Consider the following 25,957-nt stretch of genomic DNA (forward strand, 5'->3'; position numbering starts at 1 on the left):
CGATCACTGGGCAATTCGGCACAGGCAGACGCGCGCCTAGCGCGCGTGCCCGCCCAACGCGCGTTCGTCGGCCGCACCAAGGTCGCGACGCAGCTCTTTGGGCAGCGAGAACATCAGGTCTTCGGTGTCGGTGCGCACCTCTTCAACATCGGTGAACCCCGCGTCGGCCAGTGTGGCAAGCACCCCATCGACCAGCACCTCGGGCACCGATGCGCCAGAGGTCACCCCGACAGTGCCTGCCCCCTCGAGCCAGGCCGGGTCGATCTCACTGGCGTAGTCGACCCGATAGGCGGCGTCGGCACCGTGCTCGAGCGCCACGTCGACCAGGCGCATCGAGTTCGACGAGTTCGCCGACCCCACCACGATCACAACATCAGACTCAGCAGCCACCTTCTTAATGGCCACCTGCCGATTCTGCGTGGCGTAGCAGATGTCGTCGCTTGGCGGGCTGACAATGCCCGGGTATCGCTCGCGCAGCAGCTCGACCGTCTGCATGGTCTCGTCGACCGAGAGCGTGGTCTGGCTCAGCCACACGGTTTTCTCGGGGTCGGTGACCGTGACTTTGTCGACCTCACTCGGGTCGTTGATGATCTGCACGCGATCTGGAGCCTCGCCCGCGGTGCCCTCGACCTCTTCGTGCCCGCGATGCCCGATCAGCAGGATGTCGTAGTCGGCTTTCGCGTATCGTCGCGCCTCGCGGTGCACTTTTGTGACCAGAGGGCAGGTGGCATCGATGGCGGTCAGGTCTCGATCTTGCGCATCTTGCACCACCGCCGGAGACACTCCGTGCGCACTGAAGACCACGCGTGCACCGGCGGGCACCTCGTTGAGCTCATCGACGAACACCGCGCCCTGGGCCTCGAGTTCGCGCACCACATGCACGTTATGCACGATCTGCTTGCGCACATAAATGGGTGCACCGTACAGCTCTAGAGCCTTCTGCACCGCCACAACCGCACGATCGACTCCGGCACAATAGCCACGGGGTGCAGCGAGCAGCACGCGTCGGCCGGGCTCAACATGTGCGGCACTGCGGGTCGCCGCGGGCACATGGGGCGTGGGCACGAAGACTTTGCTGTCTGGTGCCGACGATGCGTTCGCGCCGACGGATGATGTCACACCTCCATGATACGGTTGCCAACCGTGAGCAGGTGCACCCAGCCTGATCGACGCCGCTGAGCCCGCGCCTGCCCAGAAGACGAGAGGTCCTGCATGAGCGAACACGCACCGGCCGACGGCCCAGCCACCGCCGACGCGCCCTGGTCGGTGGCGCGGGTCAGCCAGCAGCTCAAGACGTATATCGATCGCTTGGGTGCCATCTGGGTTGAGGGCGAGATCACTCAATGGAATGTGCGCGGCGGCAACGTCTTCGGCAAGCTCAAAGACCTCGAACAAGACGCCACCTTCAGCTTCGCCATCTGGTCGTCAACCGCACGGCGCATCGATTTGGCCGAGTTCAGCGCCGGCGACCGCGTCATCGGCCTGTTCGCCCCCAATTACTGGCCCAAAGGAGGCTCCCTCACTTTTGTCACGCAGGCGCTGCGGCATGCGGGGCTGGGCGACCTGCTCGAGCGGCTCGAGCGGCTGCGCCGCCAGCTCGCCGAAGAAGGTCTCTTCGATGCCGCTCGCAAGCATCCACTACCGTTTCTGCCCGGTCTAATCGGATTGATCACCGGGGCCAACTCCGATGCCGAGAAAGACGTGCTGCGCAACGCCGCCCTGCGCTGGCCGGCCGTGCGATTCCGCACCATTCATACCGCAGTGCAGGGCGAGCACGTGCCAGAGCAGGTGGTCGCAGCCATCGAGACCCTCGACGCCGACCCCGAGGTCGAGGTCATCATCATTGCGCGCGGCGGCGGCGACTTTCAGCATCTGCTGGGTTTCAGCGACGAGCGTCTGCTGCGCGCAGCGGCCGCCGCGACCACACCGATCGTCAGCGCGATCGGCCACGAGAACGACCGCCCGCTGCTCGACGAGGTAGCCGACCTGCGCGCCAGCACCCCCACCGATGCGGCCAAGCGCGTGGTGCCTGATGTCTCCGACGAGCTGCTGCGCACCGCCCAGGCACGCACCAGACTGCTCACCGCCGTCACCGGTCTCGTGCGCATCGAGACCGACCGCCTCACCCAGCTGCGCTCCCGCCCTGTGCTGCGCGCACCCGAATGGATCATCCAGCAGCGCGCCGAGCAGACCAACCGCGACCGCGACCGTGCCACCGAGCTGTTCAGCCGGCTCGTCGAGCGCGAGGGCAGTCGCATCTCGGCACTGCGCGGGCAGTTAGTGGCGCTGTCACCTCAGGCCACGCTGCAGCGCGGCTACGCCATTGCCCGCGACGAAGCCGGGCATGTGCTGACCGACGCGAGCCGGGCATCCACCGGCGACCATGTGTCGGTGCTGCTGGCCGCCGGCAGCATCGCAGCCACCGTCAACGCCACCAGCGACCACACCCTCGAGAAGAAATAGACTGATCACCATGGCACATGACTACGCGACCGAGGTCGCCGACCTCTCGTACGAACAAGCCCGCGACCAGCTGGCCGACACCGTGGCACGCCTCGAACAGGGGGCAGCAACGCTTGAAGAGTCGCTTGAGCTCTGGGAGCACGGCACCGCGCTGGCCGACCGCTGCGAACTATGGCTCACCGGCGCTCGCGAGCGGCTCGAGGCTGCGCAAACGGCCAGCGCGCGCACCGCGCAGGCTCGTGCCGCAGCCGACGAAAGCGACGCTGATGCCTGAGGCGCCGGTCGACGAGTCGGCACAGGCCCCTTCGGTCGAGCCACAGCCTGCGGCTCGCTCCGCCGAAGACATCGCCCGCGAGCAGCAAGAGTTCGCGGCCAAACAGCGGCGTGCCAAGCAGACTGTGCGCAACCTGCTCATCGCGCTGCTCGCCTGCCTGGGCGTGGTGGTCGTGCTGCTGGTGGCGGTGCCCCGTGACGACTCGTCGCGGCTGAGCACCGTCGACTTCCATCAGGTCGCCGACGGGCTGCAAGACAGCGCCGCGATGACTCTGGCCGTGCCCGACGTCGACGACCGCTGGATCGCCAACCGCGCCGATTACACGCCCGACACCGACACCGGCCTCGACGTCTGGTACGTCGGGCTGCGCACACCGAACAAACAGTTCATCTCGATCACGCAGTCGTCTGAGGTCAACGCCACCTGGCAGGTGCAGCAGCTCACGCCACGCAAGGCCACCGGCACCACGACCATCGACGGCGTCGAGTTCACCGTCTACGACCAGCGCGACGACTCCGACTACGCCGGCCGCAGCGATTACGCGCTGACGGCAGACGTCGATGGAACTACACTGATCTTCAACGGAACGGCCGATGACGACGAGTTCGCGCAGCTGGTGACCGCCACACTCACGTCGATGGGAGCCGGTTCCGAGGCATCGTGACCGGCACAAAGGAGAGTCATGAACGAGCAGATCAGTCAGGCCAAGACGCCCGCCGAAGTGTGGAGCGAGCTGCTCGCCGGCAATGACCGCTTTGCCACCGAACAATGCCTGCACCCCCACCGTGACGAGGCACGCCGCCAGCAGCTGCTCGAAGGGCAGAGCCCCAAGGCCGTGATCTTGGGCTGCGGCGACTCCCGCGTGCCCGCCGAGATCATCTTCGACGCCGGCCTCGGCGACCTGTTCGTGGTACGCAATGCCGGCGCCGTCATCGGCACCAGCATTCTGGGCTCACTTGAGTTCGCCGTCGGTTCGCTGCACGTGCCACTGGTGGTTGTGATGGGTCACGAGCACTGCGGCGCCATCGCCGGTGCCATCGCTGCGGCCGACCCGGCACAGCCGACCCCTCCCGGCTACTTCCTCGAAGAGCTGCTGCACCGCATCAAACCGGCTGTGCAGCAGGCCACCCGAGAGGGCAATGCCACTCCCGAGCACATCGGCGAGCTGCAGGTCGAGAACACCGTGCAGGCCATCATGGAGCGCTCTGAGCTCATCGCCGCGGCAGTCGGCCAGGGCACCACCGCCGTGATCGGTATCACCTACGACCTGAGCACCGCACGGGTGCGCACACTCACCGACCGCGGCCTCGGCCTGGGCCTCGACGAGCGCGCTGCCCGACGTGAGCTTTCCCACTGACCTGACTCCTGTATCCAACCGCGCTGAAATTCAGCACCAAACACCCAACAGAAAGAGGGGCGTCACCGTGACCGAATACCGCATTGAGCACGACACCATGGGAGAGGTTCGGGTTCCGGCCGACGCTCTCTATGGTGCCCAGACCCAGCGTGCCGTCGAGAACTTCCCGATCTCGGGCACCGGCCTAGAGCGCCGCCACATCGCGGCACTCGCGCGAATCAAGAAGGCCGCTGCGCTGGCCAACGCGAAGCTGGGCATCCTCGACGACGATGTCGCCCAGGCCATCGCAGACGCCGCTGACAAAGTGGTCACCGGCGAATACGACCGTCACTTCCCCATCGACGTATACCAGACTGGCTCGGGCACCTCGTCGAACATGAACACCAACGAGGTGCTCGCAACGCTCGCCTCTGACGCACTCGGCAAGCCCGTGCACCCCAACGACCACGTGAATGCGTCGCAGTCGTCGAACGATGTGTTCCCCACGTCGGTGCATGTGGCCGTCACCGGTGCACTGCTCGAAGATCTGATTCCCTCGCTCGACGAGCTGGCTCGTTCGCTCGAGGCCAAGGCCACCGAGTGGAAGGATGTGGTCAAGGCCGGCCGCACGCACCTGATGGACGCCACCCCGGTGACCGTGGGCCAGGAATTCGGCGGCTACGCCCGCCAGATCCGCCTCGGCATCGAGCGCGTTGAAGCCGCGCTGCCTCGCGTGGCCGAGGTGCCGCTGGGCGGCACTGCCACCGGCACCGGCATCAACACGCCGAAGGGCTTTCCGCAGCAGGTCATCGAGCTGCTGCGCGATGACACCGGCCTGCCGATCACCGAGGCCAAAGACCACTTCGAGGCCCAGGGTGCGCGTGATGCGCTCGTCGAGGTCTCGGGCGCGCTGAAGACCATCGCGGTCAGCCTGATCAAGATCCAAAACGACCTGCGCTGGGCGTCGTCAGGCCCCAACGCGGGCCTGGGCGAGCTGCATCTGCCCGATCTGCAGCCCGGTTCGTCGATCATGCCCGGCAAGGTCAACCCGGTGATTCCCGAGGCCGTGCTGCAGGTGGCCTCGCGCGTGATCGGTAATGACACCGTCGCCACGTGGGCCGGCGCCTCGGGCAACTTCGAGCTCAATGTGCAGATCCCGGTGATCGCCAACGCGCTGCTCGAGTCGATCCGCCTGCTGACCAACTCAACCCACCTGCTCGCAGTCAAGACCGTCGACGGCATCAAGGTCAACGTCGAGCGAGCTCGCCAGCTGGCCGAGTCGTCGCCTTCGATCGTGACCCCGCTCAACCGCATCATCGGCTACGAAGCAGCCGCGAAGATCGCCAAGTACTCGGTGGCCAACAAGCTCACCGTGCGCGAGGCGACCATCGCACTCGGCTTCGTCGAGCGCGGAGAGATCACTGAAGAGCAGCTCGACAAGGCTCTCGACGTGCTGTCGATGACTTCACCGAACCTCTGATCGCGACCAGACTCTTTCAGCGGTAACCCGCTGATCCAGAGTTGAGGGGCGGGCCGCATGCGGCCCGCCCCTTTTCTGCATGCTCTTGACGAGCGCGTTGTTGAGGGGTTTCTGCGCAACGGCGCGCGCGTGAGGGGCAAGCTGTTCGGCATCACGAGGCGAGGGTGCGGCGGTGGCCGCGCGCGCATCCATTCGCCCGCTGAGCCCGTTTCGCAACCGTTCACACACTCGTAACCGGCGCGCGCCCCGCAATGCACGGTGGCGGCGCACGCCTGACATAGGCTCCAAGCAACCGGTCAACCGATCGGTGCGGGATGGGCCAGCCCCTCCCGAAAGGAGGTCGGCCCCCTCGCTCGGCACAGCCAGCAGTTTGAGGAGTCATCGTGGCCACCACCTCCACTCGTCGCACACCGCACCAGCCGAAGACGCGCTCGTCAGCAGCCGTCGAGACGACGAGCACTGACACGCGTTCTGAGATCGCCGACGAGTTCGGCGTTCTGCCCGACACCGCACAGCGAACCTATGTGCTCGACACCTCGGTGCTGATCAGCGACCCCGACGCCATTTTCAAGTTCGCCGAGCATCAGGTGATCATTCCGATCGTGGTAATCACCGAACTCGAGGGCAAACGGCACCACCCTGAGCTCGGGTACTACGCACGCAAGGCGCTGCGCAATCTCGACGCGCTGCGAGATCAGCACGAGCGGCTCGACATCGCGGTGCCCATCGGCGATGTGGGCGGGTCGCTGCGCATCGAGCTGAATCACTCCAATACGGCAGTGTTGCCGAGCGGATTCCAGTCAGCCGGGTCGACCAATGACTCGCGTATCCTTGCCGTCGCGCGCAACCTCGCGAACGAGGGCGCGCACGTGACCGTCGTCTCGAAAGACATGCCGATGCGCGTGAAGGCCTCGGCGCTGGGGCTCGCCGCCGACGAATACCGGGCCGAGCAGGTCTCAGACACCGGCTGGACCGGCATCGCCGAACTGCAGATCAGCGAGCAGCAGATGAGCGAGCTCTACGACGACGAGACGGTCGATCTTGATGCGGCCGCCGAGCTGCCGGTGAACACCGGGCTCGTGTTGCAGTCACCGCGCGGGTCGGGCTTGGGTCGCGTGCTCGCCGACGGACAGGTCAAGGCGATCGCCGGCGACCGCGACGTGTTCGGGGTGCACGGGCGCAGCGCCGAGCAGCGGCTGGCCATCGATCTGCTGCTCGACCCGAGTGTGGGCATCGTCTCGCTCGGCGGACGGGCGGGCACCGGCAAGTCGGCGCTGGCGCTGGCCGCTGGGCTCGAGGCTGTGCTCGAGCGCGATCAGCACCGCCGCATCATGGTGTTTCGGCCGCTGTATGCCGTTGGCGGTCAAGAGCTCGGCTATCTGCCCGGCGACCGTGACGAGAAGATGAACCCGTGGGGCCAAGCGGTCTATGACACTCTCAGTGCCGTGGTCTCGCCGCAGGTGATGACCGAGATCATCGCGCGAGACCTCATCGAGGTGCTGCCGCTGACGCACATCCGCGGCCGGTCGCTGCATGACGCATTCGTGATCGTCGACGAGGCGCAGTCGCTCGAGCGCAACGTGCTGCTGACGGTGCTCAGCCGCATCGGGCAGAACTCTCGCGTGGTGCTCACACACGACGTCAACCAGCGCGACAACCTGCGCGTGGGGCGCCATGACGGCATCACCTCGGTGGTCGAGAAGCTCAAAGGTCACCCGCTGTTCGGGCATGTGACGCTCACCCGCAGCGAGCGCAGCCCGATCGCGGCTCTGGTGACCGATCTGCTGGGCGGTATGTAGCCCGGGCTGCGCCATAGGGGTGAAAGCCTGCCGTAGGGGTGAGCCTGCTTCACCCCTACGGCACAAACCCGCGATCTTTCACCCCTACGGCACGCTGTGCCTCAGTGCTGGCCAGATGTATGGCTGAGGTGCGGCCCGCCACCGTTTCTGCACAGGCGACATTTTCTCCGAATCTGTCCACATACTGCCCGCCCCACTCGCCTCGGCACGCTCGACTCGGCGAGCCTGTTCTCATGCAAGAAGTGCTGAACCGCATCCCCACTGGAGTCGTCACGCCAGCCTGGCTCGACCAGCACGGCGCAGACCGCGCAGTCATCTCACGCGTGCTGCGTCGCGGCATGCTCAGCCAGCTTCGCCGAGGCTGGTACGCCACCCCCGAAGCCGACCCAGACGTCGTGCGCGCCATCAGATTCGGCGGAGCTCTCTCTGGCCCGCATGCTCTGCGCCGCCACGGCGCTTGGGTGCCACCGGGCGCACAGCTGCAGATCGTTCGGTTCTCGCATCACCCAACCCGCGGATCGCTGCTGGCACAAGCGCACAATGCGCGCGTGCACGAAGAATACGGCCGAGCCATGCGAGCGGTAGCCCCGTTTGGTGTGGCCCCGTGGCGCATGGCGCTGCAGCACTGCGTCAGAACCCTCGACCTCCCCGACGCCGTGGTTGTGGCCGACGGAATGCTCCATGCCGCTCGAGCGCAAACCCTCGCCCCGCACGACCACCTCGACGAGCAGCTCATCCGTGAAGCGTTGCAGGCCACCGCTCGAGGCCGCAAGATCGAATCTCTCACCGATGCCGACTCCGAGTCCATCATCGAGTCATACCCGAGGGTCTGGCTCACCCTTCGCGGGTATCGGGTCAAAATCCAGTTCCGGCTGCACAGCAACGAGCGCGTCGACATCGTCATCGAAGACCTCATCGCCCTCGAACTTGACGGCCGTCACCATGGCGACCCTCTGCAATACCTCAAAGACCATGCCAAGGCGGCCCGAACCGCGATCGCCGGCCTCATCCCCTTGCGCTTCTCATATCAGCAGGTCATCGAGCACTGGGATCTGGTGCTCGAAGCCATCGAAACCCTGCTCGCCCGGTTCTGCCCCGGTCTGCTGCTGCGCACCGCCTAGGGGCTGGTCGCAGATATGGCAGGCGCATGCCGCGCCGGTCTGTTACCACAGGGTCTGACCTGACTCTTCCGAGCCACCCCACCCTCAGCTGGACTACCAGCCTGCTTTGTCCCATCTCTGGCACCCCCGTAGGGGTGAAGAATCGCGGATTTATGCCATAGGGGTGAAGCACACTCACCCCTACGGCAGGCTTTCACCCCTGCGGCGCACCCCGGGCAAGCTAGACTTGTCCCTCGTGGCGCTGACTATCGGAATCGTGGGACTCCCCAATGTGGGCAAGTCGACCCTCTTCAATGCACTGACCAAGAACTCCGTGCTCGCGGCGAACTATCCGTTCGCCACCATCGAGCCGAACGTGGGGGTGGTCAGCCTCCCCGACAAGCGCCTCAACCGCCTCGCCGAAATCTTCGGCAGCGAGCGAATTCTGCCCGCGCCGGTGTCTTTCGTCGACATCGCCGGCATCGTCAAGGGCGCCAGCGAGGGCGAGGGGCTGGGCAACCAGTTCCTGGCGAACATCCGCGAGGCCGACGCGATCGCCCTCGTCAGCCGCGGCTTCAGCGACCCCGACGTCGTGCACGTCGACGGTTCGGTGGATGCCGGACGCGACATTGACACCATTCTCACCGAGCTCGTGCTCGCTGACCTGCAGACTCTCGACAAGGCCATCACCCGCTACGAGAAAGAGGTGAAGGGCCGCAAGATCGACAAGTCTGTACTCGACACCGCGCTGGCAGCTAAAGCACACCTCGACGAGGGCAAGCCCCTGTCGACAGCGACTGGCCTCGACCTCGACCAGCTCAAAGAGCTCGGCCTGCTCACCTCGAAGCCCATTGTCTACGTGTTCAACGTGGATGAATCGGTGCTGACCTCTGCCGAACGTCGCGCCGAACTCGAAGCGCTGGTCGCCCCGGCAAAGGCGATCTTCCTTGACGCCAAGACCGAGAGCGAGCTCATCGACCTCGAGCCTGAGGAGGCACAGGAACTGTTGGCCAGCCTCGGTCAAGAAGAATCCGGCCTCGACCAGCTGGCCCGCATCGGCTTCGAAGCACTCGGCCTGCAGACGTATCTCACCGCTGGCCCCAAAGAGGCTCGCGCCTGGACGATTCACAAAGGCTGGACCGCGCCCCAGGCAGCAGGTGTGATTCACACCGACTTCGAGAAGGGCTTCATCAAGGCCGAGGTCGTCTCGTTCCATGACCTCGACGCCGCTGGCTCGCACAACGAGGCGAAGGCCCAAGGCAAGGTGCGCATGGAGGGCAAAGACTACGTCATGCAAGACGGCGACGTGGTCGAGTTTCGGTTTAACGTATAGCGTTATTGACACGTTCCGTTATGTGCCGGCGGTGTGATCAGATCGTTCGGCAGCAAAGACATCGAGTTGCTGTGGCGTCAGGAGCGAGTGCCGTCCCTCGATCCGCGGATTCAGCGGGTGGCGTAGCGCAAGCTTCGTCAGGTGGGATCCGCGGTGGTGGTCGACGACAGCTCCCCTGACAGCCGGCTCGAGCTGCTCAAGGGTGGCCGAGTTGAACAGCCAGCATCGACGAACAATGGCGCATCTGCTTCATATGGACGGACACCGGCCCGGAGGAGTTGGAGATTGTTGACTACCACTGACAAACCTACGCCGATCCATCCCGGTGAGGTTCTCATGAAGTACTTCGGCACGTCCGTGCAGTTCTGGCTCAATCTGCAGAGCCACTACGAGCTCGACTGCGCCGAGGATGCCTCCGGTGAGCAGATCGTGCAGATCACCCCGCATCACCAACGAGCACCGGCTGGTGTACCTCGTGAACGGCGACGACCTCGTGATCTTCCAGGCGCGCTACCACTACTGAGCTGGCTGGGGGCTCCCCGCCGCCCGCCGACCGCGCCACCGATCCAGCGCGATGGCCGCGAGGCCCAGCACCACGATGCCCGCCGCGAGCGCGGCCACGTTGAGCACCACCTGCCCCACACCGAGCGAGTCGACATCGAGAAACGGATACGGCGCCCGCGAGGTGCGCGCCATGCCGCCAGCCGCACCAGCCGCACCAGCAGCTCCAGCGCCGGCGCCATCAGGCGCGATACCAGCCCCACCGCCGAGGCTGCCGCCGGCCGCGAGCACCACGGCGAACTCGACCAGGTAGAGCATCGGCGCGATCAGCCACAGCAGCGCGTCGCGCCAGCGCAGCCGCCCGGGAGCGTCGAAGAGCACCCAGTCGGCAACGGCCATCAACGGCACCACCACGTGCAGGCCCAGCAGGGAGGCATCGGCCGCCGACCCGAAGCTCACCGACATGTGCAGCACCAGCCAGGCCACCAGGAACGTGATGGTCACCGCCATCGTCGCAATGCCCTTGACCACGGGCGCGAACGGCTGGCCGACCGCATCCCGCCCGGCCCACAGTCGCACGGTGGCGACGGTGAAGTACAGCGTGCACAGGATGTTGCTCTGCGTGGTGAACATCTCGAGCGCGCTCCACGACGCACGGCCGTCGAGCAGCCCGGTCGTGGCGATGATCGAGACCCAGCCGATCAGGCTGAGCAGACTCTTGTACACGGCGGAGGCAGGACGGCTGGCGATGAGCGGCATTTCACCGACACTACCGCTCGCACCTGTGCATCACCGAGCAGTCTGGTGCCGACTAGCACGCCCCCGTCGCCTCTGCCACCATGGATGCCATGCCACAGCCGCAGAACACCAGCCGCACCGACTCCCAAGACGGCCTCGTCGTCGGCTCCGACGGGCTGGCCCGCCCGACTTGGGCGGCGAGCGACCCGCTGCTGCGCGAGTACTACGACACGGAGTGGGGACTGCCCGTGCGCGATGAGCAGGGTGTGTACGAGCGCCTCACGCTGGAGGCGTTTCAGGCCGGCCTGTCGTGGGCGACCATCCTGCGCAAGCGCCCCGCGTTTCGCGAGGCCTTCGCCGGGTTCTCCCCCGATCGGGTGGCCTGCTACGACGAGGCCGCTGTCGACCGTCTGCTCGCGAACCCCGGCATCGTGCGCAATCGCGCGAAGATCCTTGCGGCGATCACCAACGCCCGGGCCACGGTGCGCCTGCGCGATCGTGGTGGGCTGGCCGCGCTCGTCTGGTCGTTCCGGCCCGACGACACTCCGCGACCGCGCACCCAGGCCGAGGTGCCGACGCGTTCCCCCGAGTCTGCCGCGCTGGCCCGCGCGCTGCGGGCCGAGGGCTTCGTGTTCGTGGGGCCGACCACCATGTTCGCGCTGATGGAGGCGATCGGCATCGTCGACACCCATCTGCTGGGCTCTCACCGGCGTGGCTGCTCCGGGCTCTGGCCCGAGTGAACGGAGCCGCTCAGCGGGCGGTCTCGCGCCCGGGTCGGATCAGCAGCGCCGCCGTGAGGAACGCCAGCGCCATGAACCCTCCCGCGGCAAGAAACACCAAGCTGTACGCATGCGTGAGCGAGTCAGCCATCGGCACCGCGGGGTCGGCGGCCGCCAGCACACGGGCGGCGATCACCGAGTACACCGACAGCCCGATCGACCCGCCGATCTGCATCGATGAGTTCACCAGGGCCGAGGCCGCCCCGGCATCGTGCGGCGCCACTCCGGTGAGCGCCACGTTCTGCAGGGGCACGAAGATGAATCCCATGCCGATGCCGATCAGCAGCAGGGAGGGCATCACCTGCGTCCAGTAGCTGGCCTCGGGCGTGATGCGCGCCCACAGCAGCACGAGCCCTGTCGCCACCACGAGTGGCCCGATCATCAGAAAACGACGCGCCCCCAGGCGCCCGATCAACCGGGTCAGCAGGGGCGTCGAGGCGAGCGTGGTGCCCGACATGGCGATGGTGGCCAGCCCCGTCTGCAACGGAGAAAACTCGAGTACTCCCTGCAGGTAGAGCGTGATGAACAGCATCGAACCGATCAGCACGGTGCCGACGATGCCCTGCACGATGAATGCGCCGGCACGGGTGGCATCGGTCACGATGCGCAGCGGCAGCAGTGGATTCTCGACCCTCGCCTCGATGACCACGAACACGCCGATGAGCACGAGACCGGCCCCCAGAAACCCGAGGGTGCCCCAATCGGTCCAGCTGCTCTCGGCCAACGTGAACCCATACACGAGCGACCCCAGACCGAGCGAGATCACAAGCGCACCCCACAAGTCGTAGCGGTGGCTGCCCTCGGCCCGGCTCTCCTTGACCAGGGTGAGCCCGCCGATCACTCCGATCACGGCGAAGATCACGTTGACCAGCAGGCACCAGCGCCACGAGACGAACTGCGTCAGCGCACCGCCGAGCAGCAGCCCGACCGCCGCCCCACTGCCGGCCACCGCCCCGAACACCGCGAACGCGATTTGCCGCGACCGGCCACTCGGAAACGTCACCGTCAGCAGTGCGAGTGCCGCGGGGGCGAGCAGCGCCGCGAACATCCCCTGCAACCCACGCGCGGCGATGAGCTCGCCCGCACTCTGAGAGAAACCGCCGAACGCCGAGGCCGCGGCGAACCCGACCATGCCGACCAAGAAGGAGCGCTTGCGCCCCCAGTAGTCGGCGATGCGCCCGCCGAGCAGCAGCAGCGCGCCAAATACCAGCGCATAGGCCGTGACCACCCACTGCCGCTGCAGGTCGGTGAGCCCGAGCTCGGCCTGGGCATGCGGCAGCGCGATGTTGACGATGGTGCCGTCGAGCACCACCATCAGCTGCGTCATCGCGATCACCGCCAACGGCAGCCAGCGCGAGCGAGCGTCAGACACGTCAGTCATGAAGAGCCTCCGGGGATTGCGAGATGCGTGCGCTGGAGGTTTCCAGCCTCGGACCGCGTCGAAATGCGTCTGGCCACTCGAGCCGACCGGCCCGACAGGAGCCGTCAGTCTATCACCGCCCAGACCGTATATCACCGCGTCATGAGCCCGCTCTCTGCCCCCATTCTCGATAGGCTGAGAACGTGAGCGATAACAGCGAGGTTCCCGTCACATCCACCGCGGCCGCCAGCGGCGATCAGCCGCGCGAGGGGGTGCTGCGCGGCGCGCAGGATGCCCTGGTCGCCCCCGCCTCAGTGCCAGACTTGGCTGGCCTGCTGGCTCGATACACTCGTGCCCTCGGCACCGAAGACCTGGCCACCATCGGCGCTCCGCTGCTGGCCGCCGTGGTCGATGATCACTTGGGCATCGGGGCCGAGCGGCCGTCGGGCACCTCGCTCGTGCATTTCGCCAACACGACCGTGGCCGATGCGCGCGGCCAACTCAGCGGCGAGCTGCTCATCGTCACCGATGACAAGCCCTTCATTGTCGACTCGGTTCTCGTACAATTGGGCATTAGCGGCATCGAGGTGCAGTCGGTGGTGCACCCCACCTTTGTGGTCACTCGTGATGCCCAGGGCACCGCCACCGCGATCGCGAGCCCGCTCGAAGCCGGTCAGCCTCGCACCGAGGCGCTCGTGCTGCCGGTGCCCGGGCACGAGGTCGACATCGAGTCATGGGTCTACGTGCGCACCGGCATCGTGCCCGACGAGGCCGACCGCGAGGCGCTAGTCACCGCGGTGCGCCGCACCCTGCACGACGTCGACGAGGTCAATGCCGACTGGCCGCAGATGCGCGCCCAAGCGCAGCGCATCAGCGCCGAGCTCACCGCACACGCACCCTACGGCCTCGAAGACCGCGCCGAAGAGGCCTCGCACTTTCTCGACTGGCTCGACGACAACTTCAGCTTCTTCGGATACCAAGAGTATGACCTGGTCACCCTCGACGATGGCACCGATGCACTGCAGGCGGTGGCCGGCTCGGGGCTCGGCCTGTTCCGCCGGCCATCCGACGCACCCACGCCGCAGCCGAAGCCTTTGCGCCGCAAAAACCTTGAGAAGGCCCGCGAGCGCGCGGTGCTCATCATCACCAAGGCGAACTCGCGCTCGACCGTGCACCGCGACGCATTTCTCGACTACATCGGCGTCAAACGGTTCGACGCGTTCGGCCAGGTCAACGGCGAGCGCCGATTCCTCGGCCTGTTCACCCTGTCGATCTACACGCAGTCGGTGCAGCACATTCCAGTGGTCAACCGCAAGGTTCGCGAGGTGCTCGAGGGCAGCGGGTTCCGCGCCGACAGCCACAACGGCCGCGACGTGCTCGCGATTCTCGAGAACTACCCGCGCGACGAGCTGTTCCAGGCCGACGCCGCCACCCTGCGGCACAACGTGCTGGCCATCCGACAGCTGGCCGAGCGCCGCCGCTCCTGGGTGTTCGTGCGCACCGACCCCTACGAGCGCTTCGTGACCGCACTGGTCTACCTGCCTCGCGACACCTACAACACCAAGGTGCGCGTGCGCATCGCCGACCTGCTGCGCGATGCATATGGTGCCTCGTATGTCGAGCACGAGTCGCGCGTCTCCGACTCGCCGCTGGCCCGGCTCTACTTCGTAGCCCGGGTGCCCTCGGGGCAGCGCCTGCCCGAGGTCGATGCGGTCGAGCTGCGCCGCCGCATCGTCGAGACGGCACGCTCGTGGAACGACCAGCTCACCGAGCAGCTGACGGATGCCCGGGGCCAGTTCGAGGGCATCGCTCAGGCTGCCAGCCTGCGCGGCGCGTTTCCCGACTCGTACCGCGAGGCGTTCGCGCCTGCCGACGCGATCGCCGACCTGCCTCACATCCTGACTGTCGTGGGCGAGGGCGCCGAACCCGCCCGCACGGTGAGCGCCGGCGAGCAGCGCACTCCGGCGCCCTCAGCCATCGCATTCGCCGACCGGCTGTCGCTGCGGCTGTATCACGATGTCGAGGGCGGGCAGCGCATCAAGCTGTTCCACGACCAGCCCGTGACGCTGAGCGAAGTGTTGCCCATCCTGACGAATCTCGGCGTCGAGGTGATCAACGAGCACCCCTATGTGATCGCCCTGCCGGCCCGCGCTGAGGGCGATGCGCCCCGCGTGGCCTACGTCTACGACTTCGGCGTGCGCGCACCTGACACCTTCGATGTGCTCGCCGGTGACATCGCCGAGGCTTTCGCCGCCGCCTGGGTGGGCTGGGTCGAGTCTGACCCACTCGACCGCCTGATCACCACGACCACGGCGACCTGGCGCGAAGTGGGCATTCTGCGCGCCTATGTGCGCTACCTGCGCCAGATCGGACTGTCGTTCTCGACTCGATTCATCGCCGACACGCTGGTCGCACACCCCGAGATCACGCTCGCGCTGATCGAGCTGTTCGAAGTGTCGTTCGACCCGGCCACCGGGCTCGATCTCGACCAGCGGCGCGCGGCCGGCCAACAGGTGGTCGACCGCATCACCCAGCAGCTGACTGCGGTAACCAGCCTCGACACCGACACCGTGCTGCGCCGTCTCACCGAGACGGTCGTGGCCACCGTGCGCACCGATGCCTACCAGTTCGACGCCGACGGCGCCCCGAAGCCGCAGCTGACCTTCAAGATCGAGCCCCGCCGCATCCAGGGTGTGCCCAAGCCCGTGCCGCTGCACGAGATCTGGGTCTACTCCCCCGAGGTCGAGGGCGTGCATCTGCGCTTCGGGCAGGTGGCCCGCGGCGGGCTGCGCTGGTCTGACCGACGCGAAGACTTCCGCACCGAGATTCTGGGCCTGGTCAAAGCGCAGATCGTCAAGAACGCGGTGATCGTGCCCACCGGCGCCAAGGGCGGATTCTTCCCCAAGCGTCTGCCCGACCCTGCGACAGATCGCGCGGCGTGGGCCGCGGCCGGGCAGCATGCATATGAGCTGTTCATCCGCGGGCTGCTCGCGGTGACCGACAACCGCGATGGCTCCGGGGCCGTGGTGCGCCCGCCATCCGTCATCGCCTACGATGCCGACGACCCCTACCTCGTGGTGGCGGCCGACAAGGGCACCGCCCGCTTCTCTGACGTGGCCAACCGCATCGCCGACGAGTTCGACTTCTGGCTGCACGACGCGTTCGCCTCGGGAGGCTCACACGGCTTCGACCACAAGGCGATGGGCATCACCGCGCGCGGCGCCTGGACCTCAGTCGAGCGCCACTTCCGCGAACTCGGCGTCGACGTCGCTACCGATCCGTTCACTGCGGTGGGCATCGGCGACATGTCGGGCGATGTGTTCGGCAACGGACTGCTGCTGAGCCACTCGGTGAGGCTGGTTGCGGCGTTCGATCACCGCGATGTGTTTCTCGATCCGGCCCCCGACGCCGAGGCCGCATGGGCCGAACGCAAGCGTCTGTTCGAGCTGCCGGGCTCGTCATGGGCCGACTACCGCGCCGACCTGATCAGCACCGGCGGGGGCGTGTACTCCAGGCGCTCGAAGGCTGTGCCGATCAGCCCCGAGGTCGCCGAGGTGCTCGGTCTGCCCACCGGCGATCAGGCTCCCACCGAGCTCACCCCCGACGAACTCATCCGGGCCATTCTCACGGCCCCGGTCGACCTGCTCTACAACGGCGGCATCGGCACCTATGTGCGCGGCAGCGAAGAGACTGACGCCGAGATCGGCGACCGCGCCAACGATGCGATCCGCGTCACCGGAGCTCAGCTTCGCGCACGCGTGGTCGGCGAAGGCGGCAACCTCGGGTTCAGCCAAGCCGGTCGCATCGAGGCGGCACACCACGGCGTGCGTCTGAACGTCGACGCGATCGACAACTCGGCCGGCGTCGACACCTCCGACCACGAGGTGAACCTGAAGATTCTGCTGGCTGGCCCCGACGACGCCGGCGAGGTCATCTCGTTCGAGGCGCGCAACCAGCTGCTGGCCGGCATCACCGACGAGGTCGCGGCCCTCGTGCTCGACGACAACTACCGGCAGAACCGACTGCTCGGCCTCGAACGCGATGTCGCCGAGCTGGTGCCCTACTTCCAGCGCCAGATCGCTCAGTGGCAGCACACCGGGGTGATCGACCGCCAGCTCGAACACCTGCCCGACGATGCCGAGCTCACTCGGCGCATCGAGGCAGGTCAGGGACTCACCTCCCCCGAGCTGTCGACGGTGATCTCCTACGCCAAGATCACGCTCAAGCAGCAGATCATCGACTCGCCCATCCCCGACGAACCTTGGACCACTCCACTGCTCGACGCCTACTTTCCGCCAGAGATCACCGCACGGTACGGCACTCGGCTGCGCGCGCATCCATTGGCTCGCGAGATCATCGCGACCGTGCTGGCGGGCGACATCGTCGACCACGGCGGTGCACACTTCGCATTCAGCGTGATCGAAGAGACCAGTGTCGAACCCGCGCAAGTGGTGCGCGCCTGGGCTGTGGTGCGCGAGGTCTTCGCCGTCGACGACCTCTATGCCCGCGTACGCGCCACCGACAACGTGGTGGCCGTCGCTGCGCAAGACGAAGTGCTGGTGTGCTTCAAGCGTGCGCTCGGTCGCGCGGTGCGGCTGATCATCGAGCAGCACGGCGCCGACCTTGACGTCACGGATGCCCGCGCCCGCTACGTCGACGCAGTCGCCTCCCTGCGCCCGCTGCTGGTGTCTGCGGCCTCCGCCGACGATGTGGCTCTGCGCGACCGCCTGGTCACAGCCGGGTTCGACACCGCCGTCGCTGACGCCGCATCGACTGCCTTAGAGCAGGTGCACCTGTTGGGCGTGGTCGATCTGACCGAGGCGAGGGTGGAGCATCCCACCGAAGAGCAGCTGCGCCACACCGCAGAGCTCGAGTTCGCGGCGCTGCACCGTTACCGCATCGAGACCCTGCTGGTGCTGGTCTCGGGCCTGCCCCGACGCGACCTCTGGCAGACGCTGGCGCGCTCGTCACTGCGCCAAGATGTGTATGCGGTGCTGCGCCAGATCACCGCACGCGCGCTTGAGGTGCAGGGGCTGCCCGATACTGCCGACGCCGATGCCCGGCTCGACGCCTGGGAGGCTCAGCACGCCGACACGATCGCTCGAGTCGATGCGCTAGTTGATCGGTTGGCCGATGCTCCCGCGGGCGATCCGTCGCCGCTGCTGGTGGCCTTGCGGCTGCTGCGCACGGTGCTCTGAGCGCGGCACACGCTCGGCCGGGAGGCTACACCGCCACCAAGAAAATGGCGACGCAGTGGCAGGCGAATGCCAGCACGGTGAAGGTGTGAAACACCTCGTGAAACCCGAACACCCCGGGCACCGGATTGGGCTTCTTGAGTGCGTAGACCACTGCGCCCAAGCTGTAGAGCGCTCCGCCGACGATGATCAGAATCATCGTGGCCGCGTTTGCCGCGAAGAAGTCGGGCAGATACATCACCGCTGCCCAGCCGAGGGCCAAGTAGATGCCGACATAGAGCCAGCGCGGCGCAGTGATCCAGAAGACGCGAAACAGGATGCCCGCGAGGGCTCCCGTCCAGACGATCAGCAGCAGCAACCTCGCCTTGTCGGCGGGCAGGGTCAGCACACTCAGTGGCGTGTAGGTGCCGGCGATCAGCAGCAGGATGTTGGAGTGGTCGATGCGTTTGAGCACCACCTTGACCTTGGGGCCCCAGTTGAACAGATGGTAGATCGCCGAGTTGCTGAACAGCATGATCGAACTGGCCATGTACACGGCGCAGGCCGCCTTTGCCGCCGCACCATGGGCGAGCACGATCAGCACGATGCCGCTGGCCAGAGCAAACGGGAAGGTGATGGCATGGATCCAGCCACGCCACGTCGGCCGCTGATCGCCTCGAATCTCGCGAGTGACCTCGGTGATCGGCAGGTGCGGCAGGGTGCTGGTCTCGGCCTGCACAGCCTGCTCGACCGCCTGCTCGTCGCCGTGCACGGCAGCGTGCACTGCGGCCTGCTCAGCCGAGCCCGCCTGTGCGTCTGATTGGGCCGTCACGCGCTCATCTGTCATGGGGTTGATTCTACGCTGGGCCACCGACTGGCGATCGTGCGATCGTTACAGCCGCACCAAGCGTGCGCCGATTGGGTATCGTTGAGGGAGTGTCCACCATCACGCCGCGCTCGTCATCGCTGATCTATCGCTTATACGAGCGACGACTCGAGCGGCAGCTGCGCGACACCGTTCCACCCCAGCACGTGGCGGTCATCCTTGACGGCAACCGACGCTGGGCGCAGAAACAGAACTCCAAAGCATCCACCGGCCACCGTGCCGGCGCCGCAGTCATTCGGCAGTTTCTCTCGTGGTGTGACGCCAGCGGCATTCAGGTGGTCACCCTCTACCTGCTCTCGACCGACAACCTCACCAACCGCACCAGCGAAGAGCTCGACGAGCTGTTTCAGATCATCATCGACCTCGCCGACGAGATCTCGCGCGGCGGCACCTGCCGCATTCGTCATGTCGGCAGCCGCGAAGGGCTGCCAGAGCAGCTGTGCGAGGCGCTGACCGCGGCCGAGGCCCGCAGCGCCGACGTGCCCGGCATGCAGGTGAACCTTGCCGTGGGCTACGGCGGCCGGCGTGAGATTGCCGATGCCGTGCGTGCTGCGGCCAGCGAGTGGCTCGCCCAAGGGCGCACCCTCGAGCAGTTCGCCGCCAAAGTCGACGTCGGCGAGATTTCGGCCCACCTGTACACCGGCGACCAGCCAGACCCTGATCTGATTCTGCGCACCTCTGGCGAGCAGCGTCTCAGCGACTTTCTGCTCTGGCAGTCAGCGCACAGTGAGTTCTACTTCGCCGATGTGCTGTGGCCCGATTTTCGTCGCGTCGACTTTCTGCGCGCGCTGCGCTCGTACGCCAGCCGTCAGCGCCGGTTCGGCTCGTAGCCGCAGCCGCAGGCCCACCTTCTGCGAGCAGGGCGAGTCAGCGTCCGCGACGGCGAGCGCGCTCCTCCCAGCGACGGTCTTCTTCAGCGACCTTGCGCTTCTTGCGCTCGATGGGGTCAAGGCGGTCGTCGTCTTCGACTGGCGACCCCTCGGGAAACTCTTGATCGGTCACCCCGTATTCTTCGGCCAGCTGCTCGCGAGCCTGGTCACGGTAGCGCATGCGGCGCAGTCGGCGCACCATGTCGACTACCAGCAGCGTGACGACGATCGCGGCGATGAAGGTCAGCCAGAACGCTCCGGGGCCGGCACCGATCTCTTCGGTGGTCTCGGTGGTGTCAGTCGAGGGTGAGGGCGATGGCTCGACGGTCTCGGTGACGAAGACGCCGGGCACCTGCCCCAGCGCGGCCCAGTCGGCAGACAGACTCATCGGGATTCCTCTCTGTGCGCGCCTGACGCGCGCGGGTCGTTCCAGTCTCTCACGTCGGCCTCGCTGCTGAACCCGTCGTCGTCAACTCCCTCGAACAGATCGCTTTCAGGCACCGCGGTGGGCACTCGCGAGTCGACCAGCTGAAAGTCTTCGTAGGGCCACACCCGAGACTGCACGTCGTTGGGCCAGAAGAAGAACATGCTGTCTGGGGCGACTTGACTGGCATGCGAGCGCAGCGCCGCGTCACGCTGCTCGAAGAAGGCATCGCAGCGCACCTGCGTGGTAACCCGGTAGGGCCGCTCGCGGAACATCTCAAGCATGCGCTCGATGCGCTCGTCTGCGCCTCGCTCTGCCGCGATGGCCTGATACACCGTGTGAAAGCGGTCGAAGTTCTGAATGCGGTCGTAGTACAGCTTCTCGATCTGCCACGGGGCGCCGAGCTCGGGATGCACTGCCGGGTTGGCCGCGTCACGCAGCGCGCGCACCGCCACTTCGTGGGCGCGTATGTGGTCAGGATGCGGGTACCCGCCCCGTTCGTCATAGGTCACCATGACCTGTGGTCGCGTTCGACGAATCAGGCGAATGAGCGGCTGCACGGTGATGTCAATCGGCAGATCGGCGAAGCTGCCGGGCGGTACGGGATCGCCCTCGTCGGGCAGGCCCGAGTCGAGGTAGCCCAGCCAGGCATGGCGAATGCCCAGAATCTGCTGTGCCTGCTGCATCTCGCGGTGTCGCAGGCCGGCGATGTCGCGCTCGGCCCAAGCTCGATCAGCCACGCGCTCGTTGAGCACCGAACCACGTTCGCCCCCGGTGCAGCTGACCACCGTGACCTCGACGCCCGCGGCAGCGTACGCCGCATAGGTGGCCGCACCCTTGCTCGACTCGTCGTCGGGATGCGCGTGCACGGCAAGCAGTCGCAGAGACACCGCACCCTCATTTCTTCGGGCACCGGCCCGCTATCCGTCACGTACAATCAAGTTTAACGATTCCAAGGATGCCGCATGTCGAACAGTGACCCGCAGCGAGCCGAACTGCTCGCCGAGCGCTATGGCACACCCCGTCGACACCTCTCCCGCCGGGCGTGGCTGTGGCTCGGCACGGCGCTGGTCGTGGTCTCGTCGGTGGCAGTCGCTCTCTTCACTCTCGTGATGCCGAGCACCAACATCAAATACCAGACTGCCACCTCTGAGGTCACCGCCGACGGCGATGTCGTCGTCGGCATCTCGATCAGCACCACTGGCGGCCAAGCCGCCCGCTGCCTGGTAGACGCCCGCGGCGACGACCAAGACCAAGTCGGCTGGCGCTACGTCGACATTCCGGCCAGCGATCAGGCCAGTCGTGTCGTCGAGGTCACGGTGCGCTCATATCGCCCGGCACTGGCGGGCTCAGTGCAGAACTGCTGGACGATCTGACCACCCGCCCCACCACCAGCCGCAAGCCGTGAGATGACGGCTGTGAACATCCTGCCGACCCCTTTGTCACAGGCCCGGAGTAGACTGTGCGTTCAGGTGTCGCGGTTTGGGCACCTGCGTTCACGACCTGAAGGAGACATGCACATGGCTGATGAGCAAGAGGGCACCTGGCTGACGCAAGAGGCCTACGACCGTCTGACTGCTGAGCTCGACCACCTGCGCGGGCCGTGGCGCAAAGACATCGCCAAGCGCATCGAAGAGGCTCGTGCCGAGGGCGACCTGCGTGAGAACGGCGGCTACCATGCGGCCAAAGACGAGCAGGGCAAGTTCGAGGGGCGCATCCGCGAGCTCGAGGTGCTGCTGCGCGATGCCAAGGTCGGCGATGTGCAGCTGCACGACGGCAAGGCGGCCAGCGGCACGCTGATCACGGCAGAGGTCGCCGGGCGCGAGCTGGTGTTCTTGCTGGGCAACCGCGAGATCGCCAGCGGCGACGTCAAAGTCTTCAGTGCCGAGAGCCCATTGGGTGCGGCCGTGCTGGGCCATCAGGCCGGCGACACCACCACCTATGAGGCGCCCAACGGCTCGACCATCACGGTCAAGGTGGTCTCGGTCGAGCCCTATACCGGGGCCTGAACCTAGCGGAGGCTGGTCTGCGCCTGCGCGTTTTCACCGCTGCGCGCTCCAGAGCAGCGCGCCCGCGCACAATTTCACGCCCGCGCGCACAATTTCACCCCAACACCCCCACCAACGGCGAAATCACGTACACAGGGGTGAATCCGCGCGCGCTCTGGCCGATCATGCGTCAGGACATATCCCGGCTACTCACCGCGCGCGGCACAGGTCAACCGGCGGCAGCACAAAGTCGGCACCACAAGCACAAAGTCGGCACCGACACCCACGCACCTGCAGACATCACGCCGACCCTGCCGACATTACGCACCGTATTCGGATCGCATGACTCGAAACACAGGGCCAACTTGCAGGTGCGCTAGCGCACCACGTTCGGATCGTAGCCGATCTCACGCAAGCTGGCCAGCACGGCCTGCAGGTGCTCCTCGCCCTTGGTCTCAACGGCGAGCTGCAGCTCAACGCGCCCGATGCCGAGGCCGCGCCCGTGGCGAGTGTGCAGCACCTCAACCACATTGGCCTGCGCCGCAGCCACCGTCTCTGAGATGATCTTGAGCTGGCCGGGTCGATCCGGCAGCATCACCGAGATCGTGGCGTAGCGCGACAGCTCCACAAGCCCGTACTGAATGATCTGCTGCAGCAGCAGCGGGTCGATGTTTCCGCCCGAAGTGACCGCCACCGCGGTGCCCTCCGAGCTCACTTTGCCCGCAAGGATGGCCGCCGCAGCAGCAGCCCCCGCGGGCTCGACCACCAACTTGGCGCGCTCGAGCAGCAGCACGATAGCCCGGGCGATCTCATTGTCACTCACCGTGACGATCTCATCGACCTTTTCTGCCACGATGCCGAAATTCAGATCGCCGGGGCGCCCTACGGCGATGCCATCGGCAATGCTCGGCTCGACTGGCACGGCAACTGGGTGACCGGCCGCCAGCGAAGGCAGGTACGAGCTTGCGCGATCCGACTGCACCCCGACCACGCGGATGCGCCGGCCGAGCAGCTGCGCCTTCTCTTTGACCGCGGTGGCCACGCCCGAGATCAGGCCGCCGCCGCCGATCGGCACCACAACCGTGGTCACGTCAGGCTGCTGGTCGATGATCTCAAGCCCGATCGTGCCGGCGCCGGCGATCACATTGGGGTCGTCGTATGGCGGAATGAACGTGGCGCCGCTCTCTTCGGTGAACCGTTTGGCCGCGGCCAAGGTCTGATCGAAGATCTCGCCCTCGAGCACCACGTCGGCACCGTAACGCTTGGTGGCCTGCAGCTTGGGCAGTGCCACACCAAGCGGCATAAAGATGGTTGCCTTGATGCCGAGCTCTTTGGCAGCCAGCGCCACACCCTGCGCATGATTGCCCGCCGAGGCCGCAACCACGCCGTGGGCTCGCTCCTCGTCGGTCAGGCTCAACAGTTTGATGTAGGCCCCACGCACCTTGTAGGCACCGGTGCGCTGCAGATTCTCGCACTTCAGAAACACCTCGTGACCGAGCTCCGCGCCGAGCGCCTTCGACCGCTCAATCGGCGTGACCTTCGCAATCTCAGACACACGAGCGCGAGCGCGCTCAATGTCTTGCAGAGTGGGGGCCGCCGGTCGGATCAGTTGCTCGTTCGTCATTTCGTTCTCTCTTGATCGTCTGGGTCGTCAAGTTCTGTCTGCTGCGCTAGGTCGCGCTCGTCGATCTCCTCGGCCAGGGCATGCGGGTCACGCTCGTCGTTGGTGCCCATGGTCTCGGCCACAGCCTTCGCAAAGTCGTCGTGCTCCCATTCGCGCCCGTAGAAATAGCCGACCACGCGGTTGATCACCGCCACCAACGGCACCGCGAACATGGCTCCGGGAATGCCTCCGAGCATGGTGCCGATGGCCACTGAAAGCACCACGCCCAATGGATGCACTTTGACTGCGTTGCCCATCACCAGCGGCTGCAGCACATGTGACTCGATCTGCTGCACAGCGATGACCACGGCCAGCATGATCAGCGCAACCACCCAGCCCTTGTAGATGAGTGCCACCAGGCAGACCAAAGCGCCCGACACCACTGCACCGAGAATGGGCACGAACGAGCCCACGAAAACCAGCAGTGACAGCGGCAGCACCATCGGCAATCCCAAGGCCAGTGCGCCGATGCCAATGCCGATCGCGTCAATGGCCGCCACCAGAATCTGCACGCGCACATAGCTCGAGAGTGTGCGCCAGCCGGCGCGCCCCGCCCCGGCGATGGTGGGCCGCAGGTAGGCCGGCAGCAGCGTGGTCACCCACGAGAAGATCAGCGGCCCATCGGCCAGAAAGAACAGCAGCGAGAAGATCACCAGCAGCACGCCGGTGGCCAGATGCCCGGCCGTGGTGCCCACCGAGAGGGCGCCGTTGACGAGCACGTTGCGGTCTTGCTGCACCGACTCGAGCAGGCTCTTCACATAGTCGGTGATGTTGTCCTGCGTGATATGCAGCGGCGAGTCGAGCAGGTACTGCGCGAGCTGCAGATACGCATCTTTGGTGCGCTGAACGAAGTCGTCGACACCATCGGAGAACTGCGCCACGATGATTGCGACCAGGCCGCCGACGAGCGCCACGAACAGCAGCTCGACGCTGATGACGGCCACCCATTTGTGCAGGCCGGCCCGGCGCATCCGTTCGACTAAAGGCCGCAGCAGCGACGCGAACAGCAGCGCGACAATCACCGGAATGGCGACCAGCCGCACTTGAATGAGTGCCCAAACGAGCACAGCGAGCGCTGCCGCGCTGATCAGCAGGCGCCAGCTCCAGCCTGCGGCGACGCGCACACCAACAGGAATGAATCGGGCGTCGACCTCGGCGTTGCTGAGGTTCGACTTAGGTTGCGACATGCGATAAGTCTAGGCGCCGAGCGTGGTGAGCTGCTCTGCGGTGACCTTGCGAGCGCGGGCGCGTTTGGGCCGGTCGCTCAGACCGCCCACGTAGAGCCAGCCGAGCAGCTGCTCGTCGTCGGTGAGCCCGTGCGCGCGCCGCACGACATCGGCCTCGACAATTCGACCCGTGCGCCAGAACGAGCCCCAGCCCTCGGCCAGCAGCAGGTGCTGCAGATTCTGGGCGACCTCGACGGCCACGGCGAGCTGCTCCCACTGTGGCACCTTGCCGAACTTCGACGGGCGGTACGAGGCCACCACAGCGATCAGCAGCGGTGCACGCAGCGGCTTGGTGCTCGGGTGGCGATCGCCCTGGGCCTCGGCGATGGCCTCGCCAAGACGCAGGCGCGCATCACCGCGCAGGGTGATCAGCCGCCAAGGCCGCAGCCCAGAGTGATCGGCCACGTTGGATGCGCTGGCCAGGTAGCGCTTGAGGCGCTTGTCGCTGGGTGCGTCGTCGGTGACACGTGGCTGGGAGGCTCGATCGGCGAGAATGCGCGCAACGCGCTTGCCCTCTTTGGTGCGGAAGCTCATAGAGCAAGTTTAGTCGAGCCGGGTGCTGCT

22 protein-coding genes and 1 pseudogene are annotated in these 25,957 nt (G+C 66.4%); 14 read left to right on the forward strand and 9 right to left on the reverse strand.

Going from position 1 to position 25,957, the window contains the following annotated elements:
* Positions 1 to 36: 36 nt before the first annotated feature.
* Positions 37 to 1,050 carry a 4-hydroxy-3-methylbut-2-enyl diphosphate reductase gene (locus G557_RS0102675; protein WP_051224359.1) on the reverse strand — a complete coding sequence of 338 codons (1,014 nt, stop codon included), beginning with the start codon at positions 1,048 to 1,050 and terminating at the stop codon, positions 37 to 39.
* Positions 1,051 to 1,212: 162 nt separating this feature from the next.
* Here G557_RS0102675 and xseA point away from each other — a divergent pair, with 162 nt between their 5' ends.
* The 9 genes and pseudogenes from xseA to G557_RS13645 all read left to right on the forward strand — a co-directional run.
* On the forward strand, positions 1,213 to 2,463 hold the full coding sequence (gene xseA, locus G557_RS11225) for an exodeoxyribonuclease VII large subunit (RefSeq protein ID WP_036960353.1): 1,251 nt from the start codon (positions 1,213 to 1,215) through the stop codon (positions 2,461 to 2,463).
* Between the two features lie 10 nt (positions 2,464 to 2,473).
* Positions 2,474 to 2,737: an exodeoxyribonuclease VII small subunit gene (locus G557_RS11230; protein WP_036960357.1), complete on the forward strand. Its 264-nt coding sequence runs from the start codon at positions 2,474 to 2,476 to the stop codon at positions 2,735 to 2,737.
* Complete coding sequence (locus tag G557_RS0102690) at positions 2,730 to 3,401, forward strand: DUF4245 family protein (RefSeq protein ID WP_028244859.1); 672 nt, start codon at positions 2,730 to 2,732, stop codon at positions 3,399 to 3,401. The genes G557_RS11230 and G557_RS0102690 overlap by 8 nt, the downstream gene beginning before the upstream one ends.
* A gap of 18 nt (positions 3,402 to 3,419) precedes the next feature.
* Positions 3,420 to 4,094: a carbonic anhydrase gene (locus G557_RS11235; RefSeq protein ID WP_051224232.1), complete on the forward strand. Its 675-nt coding sequence runs from the start codon at positions 3,420 to 3,422 to the stop codon at positions 4,092 to 4,094.
* Positions 4,095 to 4,161: 67 nt separating this feature from the next.
* The gene (locus tag G557_RS0102700) at positions 4,162 to 5,553 is read left to right on the forward strand and encodes a class II fumarate hydratase (RefSeq protein ID WP_028244860.1); all 1,392 of its coding nucleotides are present in this window, start codon (positions 4,162 to 4,164) and stop codon (positions 5,551 to 5,553) included.
* Positions 5,554 to 6,029: 476 nt separating this feature from the next.
* Positions 6,030 to 7,352: an RNA 5'-3' helicase PhoH2 gene (gene phoH2, locus G557_RS0102705; protein WP_051224362.1), complete on the forward strand. Its 1,323-nt coding sequence runs from the start codon at positions 6,030 to 6,032 to the stop codon at positions 7,350 to 7,352.
* 233 nt (positions 7,353 to 7,585) lie between these two features.
* Positions 7,586 to 8,473, forward strand: a complete 888-nt coding sequence (locus G557_RS0102710) for an endonuclease domain-containing protein (protein ID WP_028244862.1) — start codon at positions 7,586 to 7,588, stop codon at positions 8,471 to 8,473.
* Between the two features lie 235 nt (positions 8,474 to 8,708).
* Positions 8,709 to 9,785 carry a redox-regulated ATPase YchF gene (ychF, locus tag G557_RS0102715; protein WP_028244863.1) on the forward strand — a complete coding sequence of 359 codons (1,077 nt, stop codon included), beginning with the start codon at positions 8,709 to 8,711 and terminating at the stop codon, positions 9,783 to 9,785.
* 436 nt (positions 9,786 to 10,221) lie between these two features.
* Positions 10,222 to 10,308, forward strand: a pseudogene (locus tag G557_RS13645) (type II toxin-antitoxin system YoeB family toxin); the annotation flags it as partial.
* Here the strand turns inward: G557_RS13645 and G557_RS13225 are convergent.
* On the reverse strand, positions 10,302 to 11,045 hold the full coding sequence (locus G557_RS13225) for a Pr6Pr family membrane protein (protein ID WP_051224234.1): 744 nt from the start codon (positions 11,043 to 11,045) through the stop codon (positions 10,302 to 10,304). The pseudogene G557_RS13645 and the gene G557_RS13225 overlap by 7 nt on opposite strands.
* Before the next feature lie 89 nt (positions 11,046 to 11,134).
* Here G557_RS13225 and G557_RS0102730 point away from each other — a divergent pair, with 89 nt between their 5' ends.
* Positions 11,135 to 11,764 (forward strand): DNA-3-methyladenine glycosylase I, encoded by a 630-nt coding sequence (locus G557_RS0102730; RefSeq protein ID WP_028244864.1) that lies wholly within the window; start codon positions 11,135 to 11,137, stop codon positions 11,762 to 11,764.
* A 10-nt stretch (positions 11,765 to 11,774) separates the two neighbouring features.
* Here G557_RS0102730 and G557_RS11245 read toward each other — a convergent pair whose 3' ends face one another.
* Positions 11,775 to 13,184 carry an MFS transporter gene (locus G557_RS11245; RefSeq protein ID WP_051224240.1) on the reverse strand — a complete coding sequence of 470 codons (1,410 nt, stop codon included), beginning with the start codon at positions 13,182 to 13,184 and terminating at the stop codon, positions 11,775 to 11,777.
* 182 nt (positions 13,185 to 13,366) lie between these two features.
* On the opposite strand from G557_RS11245, the gene G557_RS0102740 reads away from it, so the two are divergent.
* Positions 13,367 to 18,361, forward strand: a complete 4,995-nt coding sequence (locus G557_RS0102740; RefSeq protein ID WP_051224243.1) for an NAD-glutamate dehydrogenase — start codon at positions 13,367 to 13,369, stop codon at positions 18,359 to 18,361.
* A gap of 25 nt (positions 18,362 to 18,386) precedes the next feature.
* On the opposite strand, the gene trhA is transcribed toward G557_RS0102740, so the two are convergent.
* Positions 18,387 to 19,055, reverse strand: coding sequence for a PAQR family membrane homeostasis protein TrhA (trhA, locus tag G557_RS0102745; RefSeq protein WP_028244866.1), 669 nt, complete (start codon positions 19,053 to 19,055; stop codon positions 18,387 to 18,389).
* A 227-nt stretch (positions 19,056 to 19,282) separates the two neighbouring features.
* Between trhA and G557_RS0102750 the strand changes: the two genes are divergently transcribed.
* Positions 19,283 to 20,053, forward strand: coding sequence for an isoprenyl transferase (locus G557_RS0102750; protein ID WP_036960877.1), 771 nt, complete (start codon positions 19,283 to 19,285; stop codon positions 20,051 to 20,053).
* A 37-nt stretch (positions 20,054 to 20,090) separates the two neighbouring features.
* On the opposite strand, the gene G557_RS13230 is transcribed toward G557_RS0102750, so the two are convergent.
* A complete protein-coding gene (locus G557_RS13230) occupies positions 20,091 to 20,480 on the reverse strand; it encodes a hypothetical protein (protein WP_051224246.1) in 390 nt (129 codons plus the stop codon).
* Entirely contained in the window at positions 20,477 to 21,406 is a 930-nt protein-coding gene (gene mca, locus G557_RS11255; protein ID WP_051224249.1) for a mycothiol conjugate amidase Mca, read from the reverse strand. The genes G557_RS13230 and mca overlap by 4 nt, the downstream gene beginning before the upstream one ends.
* 75 nt (positions 21,407 to 21,481) lie before the next feature.
* Here mca and G557_RS0102765 point away from each other — a divergent pair, with 75 nt between their 5' ends.
* Entirely contained in the window at positions 21,482 to 21,892 is a 411-nt protein-coding gene (locus G557_RS0102765) for a DUF4307 domain-containing protein (protein ID WP_028244868.1), read from the forward strand.
* A gap of 138 nt (positions 21,893 to 22,030) precedes the next feature.
* Entirely contained in the window at positions 22,031 to 22,525 is a 495-nt protein-coding gene (gene greA, locus G557_RS0102770) for a transcription elongation factor GreA (RefSeq protein WP_425414027.1), read from the forward strand.
* Between the two features lie 355 nt (positions 22,526 to 22,880).
* On the opposite strand, the gene ilvA is transcribed toward greA, so the two are convergent.
* The 3 genes from ilvA to G557_RS0102785 are packed head-to-tail and all read right to left on the reverse strand — an operon-like array spanning position 22,881 to position 25,927.
* Entirely contained in the window at positions 22,881 to 24,128 is a 1,248-nt protein-coding gene (gene ilvA / locus G557_RS0102775) for a threonine ammonia-lyase (RefSeq protein ID WP_028244870.1), read from the reverse strand.
* Complete coding sequence (locus G557_RS11260; protein WP_051224252.1) at positions 24,125 to 25,354, reverse strand: AI-2E family transporter; 1,230 nt, start codon at positions 25,352 to 25,354, stop codon at positions 24,125 to 24,127. Before G557_RS11260 ends, ilvA begins: the two co-directional genes overlap by 4 nt.
* A gap of 9 nt (positions 25,355 to 25,363) precedes the next feature.
* Positions 25,364 to 25,927: a nitroreductase family protein gene (locus tag G557_RS0102785; protein ID WP_028244871.1), complete on the reverse strand. Its 564-nt coding sequence runs from the start codon at positions 25,925 to 25,927 to the stop codon at positions 25,364 to 25,366.
* Between the last annotated feature and the right edge of the window lie 30 nt (positions 25,928 to 25,957).

Source organism: Pseudoclavibacter soli DSM 23366 (assembly GCF_000423505.1).
In the GTDB taxonomy this organism is placed as follows: domain Bacteria; phylum Actinomycetota; class Actinomycetes; order Actinomycetales; family Microbacteriaceae; genus Pseudoclavibacter_A; species Pseudoclavibacter_A soli.